The 17,771-nt window shown below is 47.3% G+C and carries 8 protein-coding genes and 9 pseudogenes; 7 read left to right on the top strand and 10 right to left on the bottom strand.

Annotation, left to right across the window (positions count from 1 at the left end; genetic code table 11):
* Nucleotides 1-4 precede the first annotated feature (4 nt).
* A pseudogene (locus JCM11969_RS04325) lies at nucleotides 5-1,167 on the bottom strand (cation:proton antiporter).
* Nucleotides 1,168-1,298: 131 nt separating this feature from the next.
* On the opposite strand from JCM11969_RS04325, the pseudogene JCM11969_RS04320 reads away from it, so the two are divergent.
* Both JCM11969_RS04320 and JCM11969_RS04315 read left to right on the top strand, forming a co-directional pair.
* Nucleotides 1,299-3,715: pseudogene (locus JCM11969_RS04320) on the top strand (Xaa-Pro dipeptidyl-peptidase).
* 42 nt (nucleotides 3,716-3,757) lie between these two features.
* A pseudogene (locus JCM11969_RS04315) lies at nucleotides 3,758-4,667 on the top strand (proline-specific peptidase family protein).
* 157 nt (nucleotides 4,668-4,824) lie between these two features.
* Here the strand turns inward: JCM11969_RS04315 and JCM11969_RS04310 are convergent.
* On the bottom strand, nucleotides 4,825-5,451 hold the full coding sequence (locus JCM11969_RS04310) for a L,D-transpeptidase (RefSeq protein ID WP_054708663.1): 627 nt from the start codon (nucleotides 5,449-5,451) through the stop codon (nucleotides 4,825-4,827).
* 801 nt (nucleotides 5,452-6,252) lie between these two features.
* Nucleotides 6,253-7,803 (bottom strand): annotated as a pseudogene (gene abc-f, locus JCM11969_RS04305) (ribosomal protection-like ABC-F family protein).
* A gap of 319 nt (nucleotides 7,804-8,122) precedes the next feature.
* Between abc-f and JCM11969_RS04300 the strand changes: the two are divergent.
* Together JCM11969_RS04300 and JCM11969_RS04295 are read left to right on the top strand one after the other, a co-directional pair.
* Nucleotides 8,123-8,500 (top strand): VOC family protein, encoded by a 378-nt coding sequence (locus JCM11969_RS04300; RefSeq protein WP_054708662.1) that lies wholly within the window; start codon nucleotides 8,123-8,125, stop codon nucleotides 8,498-8,500.
* A 21-nt stretch (nucleotides 8,501-8,521) separates the two neighbouring features.
* Nucleotides 8,522-9,199, top strand: a complete 678-nt coding sequence (locus tag JCM11969_RS04295) for a type II CAAX endopeptidase family protein (protein WP_065902600.1) — start codon at nucleotides 8,522-8,524, stop codon at nucleotides 9,197-9,199.
* A 327-nt stretch (nucleotides 9,200-9,526) separates the two neighbouring features.
* Here JCM11969_RS04295 and JCM11969_RS04290 read toward each other — a convergent pair whose 3' ends face one another.
* From JCM11969_RS04290 to JCM11969_RS19675, 3 genes and pseudogenes are all read right to left on the bottom strand, one after another.
* On the bottom strand, nucleotides 9,527-9,760 hold the full coding sequence (locus JCM11969_RS04290; RefSeq protein WP_054708658.1) for a DUF3923 family protein: 234 nt from the start codon (nucleotides 9,758-9,760) through the stop codon (nucleotides 9,527-9,529).
* Between the two features lie 117 nt (nucleotides 9,761-9,877).
* Nucleotides 9,878-10,018, bottom strand: a complete 141-nt coding sequence (locus tag JCM11969_RS20300; protein WP_369523195.1) for a hypothetical protein — start codon at nucleotides 10,016-10,018, stop codon at nucleotides 9,878-9,880.
* Nucleotides 10,019-10,070: 52 nt separating this feature from the next.
* Nucleotides 10,071-10,639, bottom strand: a pseudogene (locus JCM11969_RS19675) (homoserine O-acetyltransferase/O-succinyltransferase family protein).
* 1,186 nt (nucleotides 10,640-11,825) lie between these two features.
* Between JCM11969_RS19675 and trpX the strand changes: the two are divergent.
* The 3 pseudogenes from trpX to JCM11969_RS04265 all read left to right on the top strand — a co-directional run bounded on the left by trpX (nucleotide 11,826) and on the right by JCM11969_RS04265 (nucleotide 14,494).
* A pseudogene (gene trpX / locus JCM11969_RS04275) lies at nucleotides 11,826-12,829 on the top strand (tryptophan ABC transporter substrate-binding protein).
* 2 nt (nucleotides 12,830-12,831) lie between these two features.
* Nucleotides 12,832-13,729: pseudogene (locus JCM11969_RS04270) on the top strand (ABC transporter permease).
* A pseudogene (locus JCM11969_RS04265) lies at nucleotides 13,722-14,494 on the top strand (ABC transporter ATP-binding protein). Before JCM11969_RS04270 ends, JCM11969_RS04265 begins: the two co-directional pseudogenes overlap by 8 nt.
* Nucleotides 14,495-14,713: 219 nt before the next feature.
* On the opposite strand, the pseudogene JCM11969_RS20295 reads toward JCM11969_RS04265, so the two are convergent.
* From JCM11969_RS20295 to JCM11969_RS04245, 4 genes and pseudogenes are all read right to left on the bottom strand, one after another.
* Nucleotides 14,714-15,522: pseudogene (locus JCM11969_RS20295) on the bottom strand (NAD(P)-dependent oxidoreductase).
* Nucleotides 15,523-15,614: 92 nt separating this feature from the next.
* Complete coding sequence (gene trxA, locus JCM11969_RS04255; RefSeq protein WP_054708648.1) at nucleotides 15,615-15,938, bottom strand: thioredoxin; 324 nt, start codon at nucleotides 15,936-15,938, stop codon at nucleotides 15,615-15,617.
* Nucleotides 15,913-16,686 carry a TerC family protein gene (locus JCM11969_RS04250; RefSeq protein ID WP_054708645.1) on the bottom strand — a complete coding sequence of 258 codons (774 nt, stop codon included), beginning with the start codon at nucleotides 16,684-16,686 and terminating at the stop codon, nucleotides 15,913-15,915. Before JCM11969_RS04250 ends, trxA begins: the two co-directional genes overlap by 26 nt.
* 183 nt (nucleotides 16,687-16,869) lie before the next feature.
* Nucleotides 16,870-17,493: a glycoside hydrolase family 73 protein gene (locus JCM11969_RS04245; protein ID WP_054708642.1), complete on the bottom strand. Its 624-nt coding sequence runs from the start codon at nucleotides 17,491-17,493 to the stop codon at nucleotides 16,870-16,872.
* Nucleotides 17,494-17,771: the final 278 nt, after the last annotated feature.

Here is a 17,771-nt window from a genome sequence, read left to right as displayed (position 1 = left end):
CTTTTTAGTCTTGTTCGGTTGATAATCCATTGATTGCCTGTTTCAGCATTAATGGCGCTAATAATGTGGAGAGCACGATCACAATAATCACTTCTGAATAAACGCTTGCGTGCAGCAAATGGGCCTGATACCCAATTTGGGCAATAATCAGAGCCATTTCACCCCGCGAAACCATTCCGGCACCCACCACGTAGGCACTGTTCCAGCTAAACCCGAGTAATTTTGCACCCAAGCCCCCACCAATGAGTTTTGTCAGCAACGCAAGAATCGTCATCACGACAATCAGCCAGATATTGCTCAGGAAGTGGTCAAAGTTCATTTCCAGTCCGATGCTGACAAAGAAGATCGGAATAAAGAAGGCGTACCCAATCGGATTAATGTTGGCACTGACTTCCTTGTGTGCCTTCGTTTGCGCAATGGCAATCCCGGCGAAAAAGGCACCGATAACTGCGCTAAGGCCGGTTAAGTCCGCAAGGTAGGCCATGCCCAAACAGATCACTAGAGAAATGATCGGAATGGCTTGCGGGACGGCCAGGTGTTCAAATAACCGGATCAAAAATGGTGCTAACCAGCGAATCAACAGATAAACGAGCACGAAATAAACCGCCTGTTCTGCTAGACTCAACCAAAGATTGGGTGAGCCGCCAGTTTGACTCACGTTGCCAAACATGCTGACGAAAATACTTAAGATCAGCACAGCCATGATGTCGTCCACCACGGCGGCGCCAAGGATGGTCGCCCCCTCCTTCGAGTTGAGACGGCCAAATTCTCTTAGGACCTCAACACTAATGGAGACTGAAGTTGCCGCAAAAACAACACCCCAAAAGACAGACCGTTCAAACCCTTGGTCCATGATTTCACCATAGATAAAGAAACAGATCATCGGTAGAATAACGCCAAAGGTGGCAACGCTCAGTGCTGGTTTGAAATACTTCTTCAATAATCCAAGATCACTCTCGAGTCCAGCCATAAACATCAAGATCACGACCCCAATTTCGGCGCCGGCATTCAGCAACACATTCGCGTGCAGCCAGCCAATGCTGCAGGACCAAGCAAGATGCCAACCAGCAGTTGCCCAATGACGATTGGAATCCCAATGCGTTCACTAATGGCACCGGCAATGGTCGTGGTAAATAAAATTAAGGCGATACCGCCAATGTAGCTCATGGAAAACCCCTTTCAAACAAATCTCAGTTAACTTGTTTTATTATAGCATGCTCGAATATCAAACTTCGACCGGCATGCTTTTAAGGAGGGGTATAATAAAAACCAAATAATGGTTAAGGGAGGATTCAATGATGAAGCTCAATCAGTTCGCTATCGTACCAGTGACGCCAGAACAGGAACGCACTGAACTAGTGCGTATTCAAATGATTCATGAACGTGACTTGGCGTTGCCCACGGTTCTCTTTTTTCACCAACTGTTGATCAATAGCTTCCCCGAAACACAAACGCTCAGTAGTGGTGAAGAAAAGATTGCGGGTCTCATGGCAACGCCAACGCAAAATGCGTTGGCTTACCTGAGAACGCACGACAATGTCTCGCAACAAGTATTTTATAATATCTACCTGCAACTTCTGTATTTTTTACCAGAACGTGATTTTGATCTCGGCGACCCACTCGCCATTACCCATAAAGTCAATCTCCCAATTTTTAAAACTGCCACCCTTGACAATACTGAATTGCTCCATGGCTGGTACCAATTGCTGATTACCCATAATATGAATGGTCAAACCTTTTTGGATGATCTTACCTCACGCGGGTATTTTCAGGCAATGGTGCACAATGCGGCGATTAAAAAACCCGTTATTTTTAATGGCAAAACCCAAGCCGTTTATGATACGACGGCACTCATTCATGAGGTGGTCTATGTAGAATCTCCTCAGGATACTGATCACGACGGTCAACGTGACCTGTTAAAGGTCGAAGTCACCCGACCAGCAGAATCAAACCAACAGCCAGTGCCAACGCTTTATACAGCCTCCCCTTATAATCAGGGCACAAATGACGAGGCCGGTGATGCGCTGACCCACAACGTCAATGTTCCACTGACGGAAAAGCCAGTCACCAGCAATACGATTGGCGATCAGGCTGAAATTAACCGTGATGTGCCCGCGCCGCGTGAAATTGCCAGCCTCACCCAAACTGCCGAGGAACGGATGGGCAACAGTTTTGATTATAGTTTAAATGACTATTTCTTAGCTCGGGGCTTCGCGGTCGCCTATGCTTCCGGCATTGGCACCAAGGATTCAGATGGGTTACGCACAACCGGTGACATTGAAGAAACGATTGCGGCGACCGCTGTTATTGAATGGCTAGATGGCAAACGGACGGCGTTCACTAATCGGACGGATAACATCGCCATCAAGGCCTGGTGGTCAAATCATCACATTGCCATGACCGGCCGTTCCTACCTCGGTACCCTTGCCACAGCTGCAGCGACCACGGGTGTCGAAGGCTTAAAGACCGTCATTAGTGAGGCCGCTATCTCAAGCTGGTACGACTACTACCGCGAAAACGGTCTCGTAATTGCACCCGGTGGTTTCCCTGGAGAGGATGCCGACGTCTTAGCCGAAGAAACCTTCTCACGTGAAAAACAGCCCGGCGACTACTACCGGATCAAATCGAAGTGGCAAAATGCGCTTAATCAAATGACCCTCGACCAAGATCGAGAAACCGGTAACTATAATCAGTTCTGGGACGCACGCAATTATCGTAAGGATGTGGCCAACATCAAAGCCGACCTGTTGCTCGTTCATGGTCTGAATGACTGGAATGTCAAGCCAAAGAATGTTGGCAAGCTATGGCAAGCCATCCGAAATCTGCCAATCACGAAAAAGGTCATTCTTCACCAGGCCCTCACGTTTACATCAACAATCTGCGCTCACTAGACTTCACAGACATGGTCAACCTTTGGCTGACGCATGAACTTTACGATGTGGATAACCATGCTGAGACACTGTTGCCAAATGTTCTCATTCAAGACAACGCTACGGCGGAAACGTGGCACGCCCAATCAGATTGGCTGGCACCCGACAATCCGGTGATGACCCTCCATTTGGGTGCGGATAAGTTAACCACTGCTAATCAGCCGCAACCAGTCCAGCAAGGGTTTAGTGACCAACTTCCGACTAAGGTTTTCCGCTACTATGCGAAGCACTGGGACCACTGGCAGGCGGCACTCACCGACGATAGTAACGCTGCCATGGCTGGTCACCGGCTGATTTTTAAGGCATCAAAACAAACTGAACCGCTTGTGATCGATGGTCGCCCAACAGTTCACGTTCAAGTCGCCGTCAATCAAAACGTCGGAATGTTAAGTTTTCAGTTGATCGATTATAGTCATTTCAAACGATTGACGCCCTCTCCAGTCACATTAGCGGGTCAGGCGATGGATCTCGGCTACCATTTTAAAAAGGAAAGCCTGCGCGAATTTCAACTCACCAACCTTTCCGATTACCAACTGATCAGCAAAGCACACATTAACCTGCAAAACCGCGATGGGCTGACAACCACCAAAACCGTTTCACCGAACGAATTTTACGGGTTTGATGTGGCACTCCAGCCAACGCACTATAACCTACAACCTGGGCATCAACTTGGACTGATCGTCTACGCAACTGATATGGAAATGACCGTCCGTGGTAATCAGCCGTTATTCTACACGATCGACTTGAAGGCCACCAATCTTCAAGTACCGTATCTCGGCCATTAGTGCTATCATAGTAAGCAGCGATTTACAGAAATGAGGGATATCATGAAACAAGGAACCACGATTATCACACTCGACAACGGCTACCATCTTTGGACCAACACACAGGGTGAAGGCGACATTCATTTACTCGCCCTTCACGGTGGCCCTGGCGGTAACCACGAATACTGGGAAGACACTGCTCAACAATTAAAGAAGCAGGGGCTCAACGTTCAGGTCCACATGTACGATCAATTAGGCTCATGGTACTCAGATCAACCCGATTATAGCGATAAGGCCATTGCTGACAAGTACTTGACCTACGACTACTTCCTTGACGAAGTTGAAGAAGTCCGTCAAAAGCTTGGCTTGGACAACTTCTACTTAATTGGCCAATCATGGGGCGGTGCCTGGTTCAAATGTACGCTGCCAAATACGGTCAACATTTGAAGGGTGCCATTGTCTCATCTATGGTCGATAACATCGACGAATACGTCACCCACGTCAACCAAGTGCGTGAAGACCTCTTGCCAGCTGACGCCATCGCTTACATGAAGGACTGCGAAGCAAAAGGCAACTACGATGACGCTAAGTACCAAGGTTACGTTGACGTCTTAAACGATAACTACGTCGACCGTAAGAAGCCAGCTGCCATTTCTCACTTGATCTCAACAATGGCGACCCCCGTTTACAACGCCTTCCAAGGGGACAACGAGTTCGTGATTACTGGGAAACTGAAGGAATGGGAATTCGAACCACACTTGAAGGACATCAAGGTACCAACTTTGCTGACCTTTGGGGAACACGAAACCATGCCATTAGCAACCGCCCGCCGGATGCAAAAGGAAATCCCTCATGCTCGGTTGGAAACCACGCCTGAAGGTGGTCACCACCACATGATCGATAACGCACCAGTTATTACTCGCATTTAGCTAAATTTATTACGGATGTGGAAAACAACACCTTTAACGATTAAGAAACCCGCCACTCAGCACTTAGCTGAGTGGTTTTTTATTTCGTATTGCAACCAATAGATTACCAAACCAAAGTAAAGAAGCTGTGTCGTTTGTGTAAAGGTTATGTAAAGGTGACAAAAAGACCGTTCAGCATTTCTGTTGAACGGTCTTTTTAAACTAATTGATAACCACTTTTGTGCCCTCTTTAACGTGGTTGTAGAACCACTTCGCATCGGGAACTGACAACCTCACGCACCCATGCGATTTAGCTGTCCTGCCAAGTTGGTCGGCCTCCTTCACGTTGTACTTCCCATATTGGTCGGTCGGCACAGTGTGGAAAAGATAAACCCCATGGTCTTTAAACGAGACCCAGTAATGAGCACCTTCACCGGAGGATTGATTATAGAAGAAATCGCCCCGTTCAGCTTGAATGTGGAACGTCCCCCGCGGTGTTGAATTGTGAATCCCAGTTGACGCATACATCGTGTAGACTGTTTTGTTGCCGTCCTTAATGTAAACACGCTGGTTGGCAATAGAGACGTGGATCCAAACGTTGCTTAATTTGTTTAAATCGGGATATGGTTTGTTCTCTGAGGACTTACGCCAGTTGATTTTGTTCATGTAACTCGGCGTCGTGTCGTCACTTGAAGTACTAGTCTTTTTTTGACTAGACCCGGTACTGGATTTTTGGCTGCTCTGCTCGGTTGTCTCCTGCTTGGCAGAAGAGTGCAACAAGTGATGCGCACTAAAAACAACCAACACCATCACAACCACTAGTAATACAATTCGTAATGCCCGTTTCATAAATATGCTCCAAACCTTATGTCATTTATAGTGACCATTGTAACATGCCTGCATTGCAGTGGCGTCACAGTGGTTTGACACTTTAGTTAAGTTTAAAGAGTGTGGAAGGAAGGCGGTTAAGGGGCAGAATGTAAGGGACTCTGGCAGAAAATCCCGATTCTGGATTTTTGCCAGAGTCCCTTACATGGCCGCCCCTTGCCTTCCTGGAACACGTTTCGGCAATGTGGGCTAGAAAAGCTGTAGCACTTAACTTCTCGTAGCCAACAACCTCCAAAAACACGTTTAGCATTCTTCAACATACTTTAAGAGTATTTAAGTTTGAAAAGAAGTTCGAAATGAAACTCGAAAACCATTGAAAGTTGACTGACCATTTCTTCTATGGCAATAGAACGGTCAAATTTCAATTAATTCGAGTTTTCTCTGACTTATCATCGAAGCGTGTTCCCCAAGGCTGGCACGGGTTAACGTGTAATGGGCTCTGACCAAAAAATCAAGCCCCAACTTTTCTGTTTTCGGCAGCCGTGCTGTAAAGGCTACTGCGCTCCCTTCACACATTGCCGAAACGTGTTCCGCAAGGCACGGGGCTAACGTGTAACGGACTCTGGCAAAAAGTCCGGCCCGGACTTTTCTGGTTTTAGCAGCCAGGTTAAAACGGCTACTGTGCACCCTTTTTACATTGCCGAAACGTGTTCCGCAAGGCACGGGGCTAACGTGTAACGGACTCTGGCAAAAATGCCAAGTTCAGGCATTTCTGCCAGAGTCCGTTACACACCGCCCCTAAAACGCCTTGCTCCACACTCTTTACACACTCTGATTCTTCAAACTCAACTTCTCCACATTCAAGATCTTATCAGCCAATCCCTCATAAAAACTCATCTCATGGCTAACCACAATAGCATTGCCCGGGAACGCATTGATTGCGTCCTTCAAGGCTTCCTTTGTTTCTTCATCCAAATGGTTTGTTGGTTCGTCCAAGATCAAGAAGTTTGCGGGTTCAAATTCCATCATCGCTAACTTGACCTTTGTTTGTTCGCCACCAGAAAGTTGGCCAATAGGCTTCATCGCGTTGGCCGCATCCAAACCACATTTTGCCAGTTTGGTGCGGATAGCCCGTTGTTGCAGCTGATCATATTTTTCTTGAATGATCTGCATTGGTGTTTGCTGGTTGTTATCCCATTCGAGGTCTTGACTAAAGTAGCTGACCTTAGCTGACGGTGAAAAATGGGCTGCCCCGCCCTTAGCATCGATAATGCCAAGAATCGTCTTGATCAACGTCGACTTTCCGACCCCGTTAAAGCCTTCAAAGCCAACCTTTTCACCGGTGTTCACAGAGAACGTGACCGGCTTCAACAATGGGCGGTTATACCCAACGGAGAGTTGGTCGACCACCAGCGCATTTTGTGAGCCTGTATCTTCATAGGGGAAGTTGAACTGTGCCCGAATGTTTGATGACGGCGGATCGACCCGGTCCATCCGCGCCAGTTGTTTCTCACGCGATTTCGCTTGTTTTGATCGTGAACCGGCCTTAAACTTCGAAATAAATTTTTCGGTCTTTTCAATTTGAACCTGTTGTTTCTCATATTCACGACGTTGGGCTTCTTCACGCTCAGCCCGCTGACGCATAGCAGCTTTGAAACTGCCACGATACTTGTTGATCTTACCAAACGCCACATTGATGATGCAGTTCGTCACTTGGTCTAGAAAATCATAATCATGAGAAATGATCATTGCGGCCCCTTCAAAATCATTCAAGTAGTCCACTAACCAGGCAATGTGCGCCACATCCAGGTAGTTGGTCGGTTCATCAAGAAGGATCACGTCAGGCTGTTGCAGCAATAATTTAGCCAAAATAATCTTTGACCGTTGGCCACCGGACATCTTAGCCACTTCATGATCGCGGCCGATGTCATCGAGCCTAATCCAGAAATGATCCGTTCGATTTCTGTTTCAATATCATAGAAGTTATTAGCTTCAAGATACTCTTGAATCCGTCCTGCGCGTTCCAGCAGTTTATCATCCGCAGTTTCAGCATACTCGGTGTATAGTGCCGTCATCTTATCGTTGCGTTCGTATAAATTAGCATACGCCGTGTGCAAAAATTCAATCAGCCTCATGCCATCAGGAATATCTGCGTATTGATCCAAATAACCGACGTCGATGCCCTTCTGCCAGGTGATCTTACCGGTAACCGGCAATTCGTCCCCAGTCATAATCTTGATCAGTCGATTTTCCGACCCCGTTTTGACCGACGATGCCCATGTGTTCACCCTTGTTTAGCTGAAAACTCGCATCCTCGTATAAGTTCTTATCAGCGAAGCTCATGCTTAGGTCTTCAACCTCTAATAACGCCATTGCAATTCTCCTCTCGTTCATAAAGAAGGGGCCCGGGACACGTAATTGCCTGCCCAGACCCATCCGTTCGTTCATATACCATACAATCGTTCCACTTTTAAAGGGTGCATTTTCAATAAAATTACATCATTGAATTTCGTAAGTAGTCCAGTTTTCAGAAAATGGGACTAACTTGCACCCGCAATCGACCCATCAGTCGACCCTATTTTCATCTATTAACTTAATAACCCTATCACTAAACCAACTCATTGGCAACCATCTGACGCCGTGACTCGTGGTATAATGAAAGCCACAATTTAATTTCAAAGGATGACACATCGTGAACATTAAAGATATTGATAGCATTACCCTGACCGTCAGTGATATTAACCGCGCCGTTCGTTTCTATCACGAGGTCTTTGATCTTCCCATTATTAAAGATTTCGACCGCCCTGCTGTCCGTTTAGGGCATCACCGGCTCGAATTTGAAACGCCGACCGACAAGCCGGAGATCAGTGCCAGCACCGTCGCACTTGGAACTGCTGACCTTGCCTTTTCAACGAAAGATAACCTTGAAGCAACCCTGTCGCACCTGACCAACTATGCCGTCGAAATTGACGATGGCCCAATTGATTACACCGGTGCGCAGGGCGATGCAACAGCGCTGTGGGTTCGCGATCCTGACCATAATTTGATCAAAATCGTCACCTATAAGTAATTTATGAAAAGAGGGTGTCCCATGGCAACCTATCTGAAACGGCAAGTCATTCGTATTATCGCGTTTATCGTGTTATTGATCATCTATTTGATCAATTCCGGACAACTGACGACAGCCACCGGGTATGCGAAATCCAATCCTGGGTTAGCCACCAAGTACATCGGCATTATGCTGATGACGATGGCCGTCATTTTGGCGCTATTCGCCTGGCTATACCGGCGACAATTGCAACAGGGCAACCCGCACCACTTTAAGAAACGACCGTTTACGACTAAAAGTATCTTACAGTTGTTTGGCTTTTTCATTGGCATGCTTGCGGTTCAGGTGTTGTGGTCACAATTGATCGTGCACCACATCCTGCCGATGCCAACCAATCAAAGCGAGGTCAATGCCCAGGCACTGCAACTCCCGTTCTGGAATAACTTCTATAGTGTGGTTGCTGCGCCGGTATTTGAAGAGTTCATTTTTAGAGGGTTCTTCTTTAATTTCTTCTTCGCAAAAAATAACCGATGGAGCGTTTTCTTCGGCATTCTAATCAGTGGCTGTATCTTTGGTTTCCTGCACACCTTAAGTTTCTCAGTCACCACCCTATTCTATTCAGGTCTGGGGTGGATCTTGGCGGGATGTTACCTGCATTTTAAGGATATCCGGTATGACATGGCGTTGCATTTTATGAATAATTTGTGGAGTATTTTGTAAGAGTGTGAAGCAAGGCGGGTTTAGGGGCAGAATGTAACGGACTCTGGCAGAAATGCCCGAACTTGGCATTTTTGCCAGAGTCCGTTACATGGCCGCCCCGTGCCTTGCTGAACACGTTTCCGCAATGTGAAAAGGGCGTGCGGTGGTCATTGCTACTCAGTTGCCAGAACCAACATCGCAGGCCACACAAATAAATAAGAAAGCACAAAAGCAACCAAGAAGCCTCATAACCAAGGCTCAGAAAAATAGCGCAACAAACAATTAACGCCAGAAAAAAGCGCCCAGCCAACCAGCCGGACGCTTTTCCTATCCATAAAACAAATCCTACTAAGACTCAGAAACCCGTTTCTTCAACCCATGCCGTTTCACCAACAGCACGATCAATTCAATTAAAAAGACAACAAACGCGATAACGCTCCAAATAATAACCGTCTGCATCCGGTGTTCCGGAATCAGCAGTGCACGCATATCCTTAATCGGTCGCAACATGAGCCACAGGGTGCCAATCAAATAAACGATGACCCCAAGGCCATTTAAAAGCCACCAGTTTCGATTATTCATGACTAACCTCCGTTCGTTCTTCACTATTAAGTATACCGAACCTGGCCGTAAAAAACACCGGCGCAAACAATTGCCGATGGTTTTTAATGAAGATTTAATTGCCCTTAAGGCTTTTATTCAAAAGGTTGTTACGCGCACATTACTCAGCGACGCCACCCAGTTGTTATACAACTGGACGCTATCACCTCGCCAAGTATTTGCGGGCACAGCTGCTGAGAAGTACCGTTTCGGCAATCGAATTGGCAATCCCTTTTCCATGTCCCGATGAAATTCATTGAATAGCGTATTCGTTTCGTACTCAGGGTGCCCACTAATGGTGCCCACTAATATAGGTAGACCTAGTCTTTACAGCATGCATCACGACCGGTCCAGCTTCAGGATCACTGGCCAAAACGTCCACTTCTGGGTCATCGATTTTTGTCAGCGTGGAGTGCCGTGACTGTGGCATCGATAGGGCATCAAACCCGGCGGTCAGCTTAGTTTCTGCGTTAATTTGACACCGATAAACACCAAATAACTTACTTGGTAAAACGTGTTTTTGAATCCCAAAATCAGCATACAGACCAGCTTGGGCAGCCCAACACTCAAAAATACTTCACGGACATGGGTTTCTCGCCAGTCTAGAAGCGCTTTGAACTCCGACCAGTAGTCCACAGTCTCAAAGTCCAGTTCCTCGACTGGCGCCCCAGTGACAACCAGCCCGTCAAAGTAACTATTTTGAAGGTCCTCGAGGGCCACATAGTCTGCGTGATTAAAGTCAGCCTCACTGATATGTTTGCTGTGATGGCTGGCCATCCGTGCGAAGGTCACCTGAACGTCGACAGTAAGTTGACTGAATAACTCGGCAAACTGCCGCTCGGTTTCAAGCTTGTTTGGCATTAGATTCACAACCAAGATTTTAACTAGCCGACCGGTGTCAGATAGCGGTGTTGCTTGCTGCTGCTTTAAAAAGCCATTTTTCAAAATTACTGTCATGCGTTTTCCTCCTTAAGGTATCGAGATAAAAAATCCCTAGTTGTTCAACAACTAGGGACGACATTGCGCGGTACCACCCATCTTCGCCTCAATCTCGCAATTCAGGCCTCGAAAGTATTTTCATACTCGACAGGGTATCGGCTGCCTCCGTGGGTATTGGCCAATCATGACCGCCCCATGCTCTGAGATCATCTTCACCTGCACCCGTGCATCTGCTCCCACCACCGCAGACTCTCTAAACCACTTAGCAGGTTACTCTTCTCTTCAACGACTCATAATATTCTAATTGTTTGCTAATTTACCACATTTATCTTTAATGGTCAAGTTGAGGGCCTGATAGGTGCGATATTGGTTGTTGGGATTGCGGAAGTTTTTCTTGGTGGTTCTGGTTTCATTATTTGAACTTATTCGATACAGCACTGGGTTAACGTGTAAGGGACTCTGACAGAAAAGTCAGGCCCTTACATTGTGTTTTTTAGCATCTGAGCGCATCTTGCTTCCACCTTTCTCGGTCTCATAGACTAAACGTGTTCCGCAAGGCGAGAGGGCTACTGTGTAAGCAACTCTGGCAAAAAGTCAGGCCCTTACATTGTGTTTTTATCATCTAAGCGCATCTTGCTTCGCCTTTCTTGGCTCATAGATTAAACGTGTTCGACAAGGCACGGGGCTAACGTGTAAGGGATTCTGGTCTAAAAGTCAGACCCGGACTTTTAGACAGAATCCCTTACACACCGCCCCTAAACCGCCTTGTCTCACACTCTGCCCTTGCGCATTCCCCCCCCGCCTTTGTATAATAAAGATAATTTATTTCTGGAGGAACAACGCATGACAAAGTTTTTTGCCAAATTAAATAGTTCTTGGCAATTCCGGTAACAAACTGCGCCATTTTGGATGCGGTTTGAGCTCACCTGTTCATTTCACGTGTCCATGCCGGTTACTTTGATTGCGAGTGACGCTGCATGCCCAACCTTGCACGTCGCTCACTCGAGACGATTTCGCAAGGAGTCGTCTTTTTTTGTGCGGTAGTTTCCTTTGTGTGTGATTTATGTTGCAACGTTGTGTTGTCATTATTTTAAGATAGGTGGTTGTTATGAAACGACTGTATGCATTAATTGCCATTCTGCTCGTTTTCCTGGGCTTTGCTTACGTGAAGGAAAATGATCCGAACCAGGCAGCCGACCGGAAACACACGCCCACTGTGGGTATTTTACAACTGATGTCCCAACCCGCTTTGGACACGATTCACCATGGTATCATTCAGGGATTGAAGGACGGCGGGTTTACGCCGCGCCGGGTAAGAACGTGAAGATCGATTATCAAAACGCTGAAAATGATCAGAGTAACATGATGACTATGAGTAACCGGTTTGTGAACGAAGGCGCCGATGCCATGATTGGTATCGCCACCCCATCCGCACAAGCCCTTGCTAATTCGTCATCCAAAATTCCAATCATTTTGGGCGCCGTTACCGATCCAAAGGGTGCCGGCTTAGTGACGAACAATACGAAACCGGGCGGCAACGTGACCGGGGTGTCTGACCAGGCACCCTTAGCCGAACAGCTAGCCCTGATTCGCCGCGTCATGCCGCATTTAAAAACGTTGGGTATTATGTACACTTCAAGCGATGATTCAGCGGTTGAGCAGTACAAACAGTTTAAAGTCCTGTGCAAACAAGCTGGTATTCCATTGAAGGCCTACTCCATTTCAAATACGAACGATGTGCAACAGGTGTCACAACAGATGGTCCGCAGCGTCGATGCAGTCTATGTGCCAACCGATAACACGATTGCCTCAGCCATGCAGACGCTCGTACAAAATGCCAATACCGCCAACGTCCCCGTCTTCCCGGCCGTGGATTCCATGGTTAAAGACGGCGGCCTTGCCACGTATAGTGTGGACCAGTACAAACTCGGCGTGCTGACCGGCAAAATGACCGCAAAGATCTTGAAGGGTCAAAAACCAGCCACAACGCCAATCAGATTTGTACGTCATGGTAAATTGATTATCAATATGAAGGAAGCTAAACAACTTGGCATTACGTTCCCAGCATCCGTCATCAAGGAAGCTAAAGCGAAGGGAGAAATCGTAAAATGAGCATTGGATTAGGTGTTTCAGCCATCGGCCAAGGACTTCTCTGGGCCACACTTGATCGGTCTATTCTTAACGTTTAGAATCCTCGACTTCCCCGATATGACCGTTGAAGGGATCTTCCCAATGGGTGCCGCAACGTGTGTCGCTGCGATCAATCGCGGCGTGGATCCCTTCTGGGCAACCATTATGGCCATTGGCGTCGGGATGCTCTGTGGGTTAGTTACTGGCCTGCTCTACACCAAGGGCAAGATTCCAATCTTGTTAGCTGGGATCTTAGTTATGACCGCAGCTTACTCAATCAACCTGCGGATCATGGGCCGAGCAAACTTAACGTTGCTCAATAAGCCGACCCTACTCAAGGCTGACTTTTTTAAAGCGATGCCCGAATACTTTGACAGTGTCGTCCTCGGGATAATCGTCATCGCCATCGTCACCGTTGCCTTAGTATACTTCCTACAAACTGATTTGGGGCAGGCATTCATCGCCACGGGTGATAATGAAAAAATGGCCCGCTCGTTGGGTATCAAAACCGACAACATGCAGATCATGGGGCTAATGATCTCAAACGGTCTGATTGGCCTCGGTGGTGCCTTAGTTGCACAAAACAACGGTTACGCTGACGTCAACATGGGTATCGGAATCATCGTTATCGCATTGGCCTCCATCATTATCGGTGAAGTTGCCTTTGGTGAACTGACCATGAATCAACGGCTCGTTGCCGTTACTCTTGGTTCAATTCTGTACCGCTTCGTCTTGCTGATCGTGCTGCGTCTCGGATTCAACACCAACGACCTGCAGTTGTTGTCAGCAATCGTGCTTGCTATCTGCATGATGTTGCCAGTCTTCCAGAAGATGTTTAATATCAAACACATCATTAAACGGGGGGTGACAAGCCATGACTAGTCCAATTCTAGAACTACGCGACGTTGTCACCAAGGTCAACCGCAATACGCCGGAGGAACTGACCCTGTTAAAGGGACTAAACCTGACGATTAATGAGGGTGACTTTGTGACCGTCCTCGGATCTAACGGGGCGGGTAAATCAACTCTGTTTAACACAATTGCTGGTAACTTATCCATCGACAGCGGTGACATTTTGTTACGCGGCAAATCCATCGCAAATGAATCTGAAGAACGCCGAACCCGTTTTCTGAGCCGGGTCTTCCAGGATCCGAAACTCGGGACGGCACCGCGGATGACCGTTGCAGAAAACCTGTTGTTAGCCGCCAAACGTGGACAAGGACGCCACTTGGTCCCGCGTGGCCTACGGAAGTCCCTTCCCCATTTTAAAGAAATCACAGCAACAATGAATAACGGTCTGGATCACCGATTAAGCACCCCAACTGGTAACTTATCGGGTGGTCAGCGACAGGCGTTGAGTTTCCTCATGGCAACCCTAAAGCGACCGGACATCCTCTTACTGGATGAACATACGGCCGCCTTGGATCCCAAGACGTCGCAAGAGTTGATGAAGACCACTAACGACCGGATCACCGAGGAAGATTTAACTTGCCTGATGATCACCCACCATTTGGATGACGCGTTGAAGTATGGCAATCGGTTGATTGTGATCGACAATGGCAGATCACCTTTGATGTTGCTGGGGAGGAGAAAAAGGGCCTTACTCAGGAGAAGCTTTATAGTTTCTTTAGTGATTTGGATGGGTAGAGAGTGGAGAAAAACGGTAGGAAGCGGAGTGTAAGCTAATTCTGGCGGAAATGCCGTACCTGGGCATTTCTGCCAGAGTTGGCTTACGCGCAGCTTTCTGTTTTTCGAAACTCGTTTCGGCACAGTTGCCTAGAAAGAGCCTCCTTGAACCGACCTACCCCCTCAATCGTAAAAACAATTCCAAAATAAAAAAGAGACCAAATCAGGTCTTTTTTATAGCTATTTATCCTGATACAACTTAATCAACCCTTGAGTCCCATCATTACCAAGCCCTTTATCATCCACCATCACTTCATAGAGGTGCTTGGCTTCCTTAGTGGCTGGCAACTCAAGATTCATCTTGTCCGCTTCATCAAGCGCAATCCGCAGATCCTTCAAGAAGTGCTTTGCAAAGAAACCAGGCGTGTAATCACCAGCAAGGATGCGTGGGGCGTAGTTTTCCATGCTCCAGTTGTCTGCGCCGCCACCACTCAGAGTTTGAATGACATCCGCCACAGGCAGATCAGCCGCCTTCGCGTAGGTCATCATTCCAACCATGCCCGTCATTGTGCCAGCAATCATAATTTGATTAGCCATCTTCGTGTGTTGACCTTTGCCAGCTTCGCCAAAGAGATGAATGGACTTACCCATCAGCTCAAAGAGCGGCATCAGCTTGTCATAAGCTGCCTTGTCGCCGCCAACCATGATGGTTAAGGCAGCATTTTGGGCACCAACATCACCACCGGAAACCGGCGCATCAAGGCCGGTTGCCCCTAACGCCTTTGCGGTAACCGCGATTTTAGCTGCCAGGGTCGGCGTGCTGGTGGTCATGTCAACAACGATCTTGCCAGCTGTCAACGTTGAGAAAATGCCAGTCTCGCCGAAGTATATTTCTTCGACGTCCTTGGGATATCCTACCATCGAAAAAATGATATCCGCCTGAGCTGCAACTTGACCAGGCGTATCAGCCAGGTTGCCCCCTTCTTGACCAGGTCATCCGTTTTGGCCTTCGTCCGGTTATAAACAAACAACTCATGACCGCCATCCAATAGATGCCCCGCAATTGCAGCACCCATAACGCCAGTGCCAATAAATCCAAGTTTCATGCTTGTTCCTCCTTCAACGACAGCAGTCAAAACTGTTACGCGTGAGCTGCCAATTTTTTGTCGAGATACGCGGCTAACTTTTCCTTCGGGTAAAGGCCAGTAATCTTTTCAACGGCCTTCCCGTCTCGAAACAACACCAAACTCGGGATGCTCATGACCTTATAGTTCATCGCAAGGTCCTGGTTGTGATCCACATTCAGCTTGCCGAACTTAATTCGGTCACCGTAGTCGTTTTCCAGTTGCTCTAAAACGGGATCCATCATCTTACATGGCCCGCACCAAGGGGCCCAAAAATCAACGAAGACGAGGCCCGCCTTCGTTTCTTCAGCTAAATTATCCTTTGTGATCGTCGTTGCCATTTACGAGCTCCCTTCTTCCGCGTCGAATAAAGTGAATGATCAGGGTGACAATAACCGCCCCCAAAACGATCAGTCCAAAAATCGACGCTGGAATTTCAATATCAATGAGTGGAATGCTGACAAACAACTTGACTGCAATTAGCGCAATCAACCCGTATGCCATCGGTTCCAACTCTGGCACAATTTTCATCAAACGCATGATCATCTCTGCAATGCCCCGCATTGCGAGAATCCCAATCATCCCACCAATCAACACAATGACTGGGTTTGGTGAGATTGCGAGTGACGCCAACACCGAGTCAATTGAAAAGATAATGTCCATCAATTCAATTTGAATCACAACTGACCAGAATAACGAAATCGGACTCTTACGTTTTCGGTCTGAAACTAGTTTCCGAGTGTGCTTCACTCGGCTCTTGGTGAAATATTGGATGGTTAAGAACAGCAAGTAGCCTGCCCCTAACACCTTGATTTCCCAAAAATTAATGAGGTACGTCCCGATCCCAATAATCAAGAATCGGAAAATATACGCACCCCAGATACCGTAAAACAAGGATTTTTCTTGCATCTCTCTGTTGGGTAACGCCTGCGTCTGAGCCGCTAGTACCACTGCGTTATCCACAGAAAGCAAACATTCAATCATGACTAATGATAAAATAATCAGCCAGTCGCTACCGGACGCCAAAACCGTTTCCCAATTATGCAGGTCAAAGAATGGTCCGTAGAGTTTCCCGATGAGCTCAAGCAATTAAGACATCTCTCCCTATTAATCTTATCGATAATTTATCTTACCGGTTTCCACCTGTTCTGACAAGAATTTTAGACCTGTCTGCACCAAGTTTCAACTAGTACTCACTTGTGTATTAACGTGCAACTGATTTTTGACCAAATAGTAAAAAAGATGCCTCATCAGCATCTTTCCATCATCACATTAATATGAATCAAACCGTGCCAACCGGTAGCTTTCAATCATGTTGATCAATTTCTTCGCATAGCTGGGGTCTGTGGCATAGCCGTTTGTTTGGAGTTCCTTGGCCGCCGTGGCGTAGTTCGTCGTTCTTGTTGTAATAAACTGATGGTAAACGACGAGGTCATGATCCAAAATGGCCGCCTTCAGGTTAGGATACACCCGAAAATAATCCTTGATGGTGACCTCTTTGCCGTTTTCATATTCTTTAGTTGGAAATAGTTGGGTCTGCCCATTGTAGCTACCTTTCATCCCAAAAGGATTTTTAGCTTCCTTGTACAACTGTGATTGGCCCCAATTAGATTCCAATATGGCCTGCGCAATCACGATGCTTGGCAGCACTTGATGGGTCTCATGGTAAGCCTTGACCGCTGGCGTTGCCATTTGTTTAATGAACGCCCGTTGCCGGCGTTGTTGCGGTGACAGGGTCGTCGTTGAAGACTGTTCCTGTGTTGTTTGCGGGGTGAACACCTTATTCATCACGTAGCGGGCACCGAGACCCCCTCCAATGACAAATAACGCCAGTATAAAAATTAAAGTGGCGGTTCCCTGCTGATTCGATTTTTTACGACGCCGTTTTTTGGCCAAGACCGACCCTCCTGTGTCTTTTGTAGAGATTACCAGATAATTGTACAGATAAAAAAAACAATCGGCAATGGTATGGACTGATTATTAGGAGAATCTTAGGAGAGTGTGAAGCAAGGCGGTTAAGGGGCAGAATGTAACGGACTCTGGCAGAAATGCCCGAACTTGGCATTTTTGCCAGAGTCCGTTACATGGCCGCCCCTTGCCTTGCGGAACACGTTTCGGCAATATGAAAGAGACCCACGCCAAAGAAAGCACTCCACGCACTCACACCACCACCA

This window comes from Secundilactobacillus paracollinoides DSM 15502 = JCM 11969, from assembly GCF_001311135.1.
GTDB lineage: Bacteria > Bacillota > Bacilli > Lactobacillales > Lactobacillaceae > Secundilactobacillus > Secundilactobacillus paracollinoides.
The sequence above is the reverse complement of the archived record's forward strand: the minus strand, read 5'-3'. Positions and strand labels throughout refer to the sequence as shown.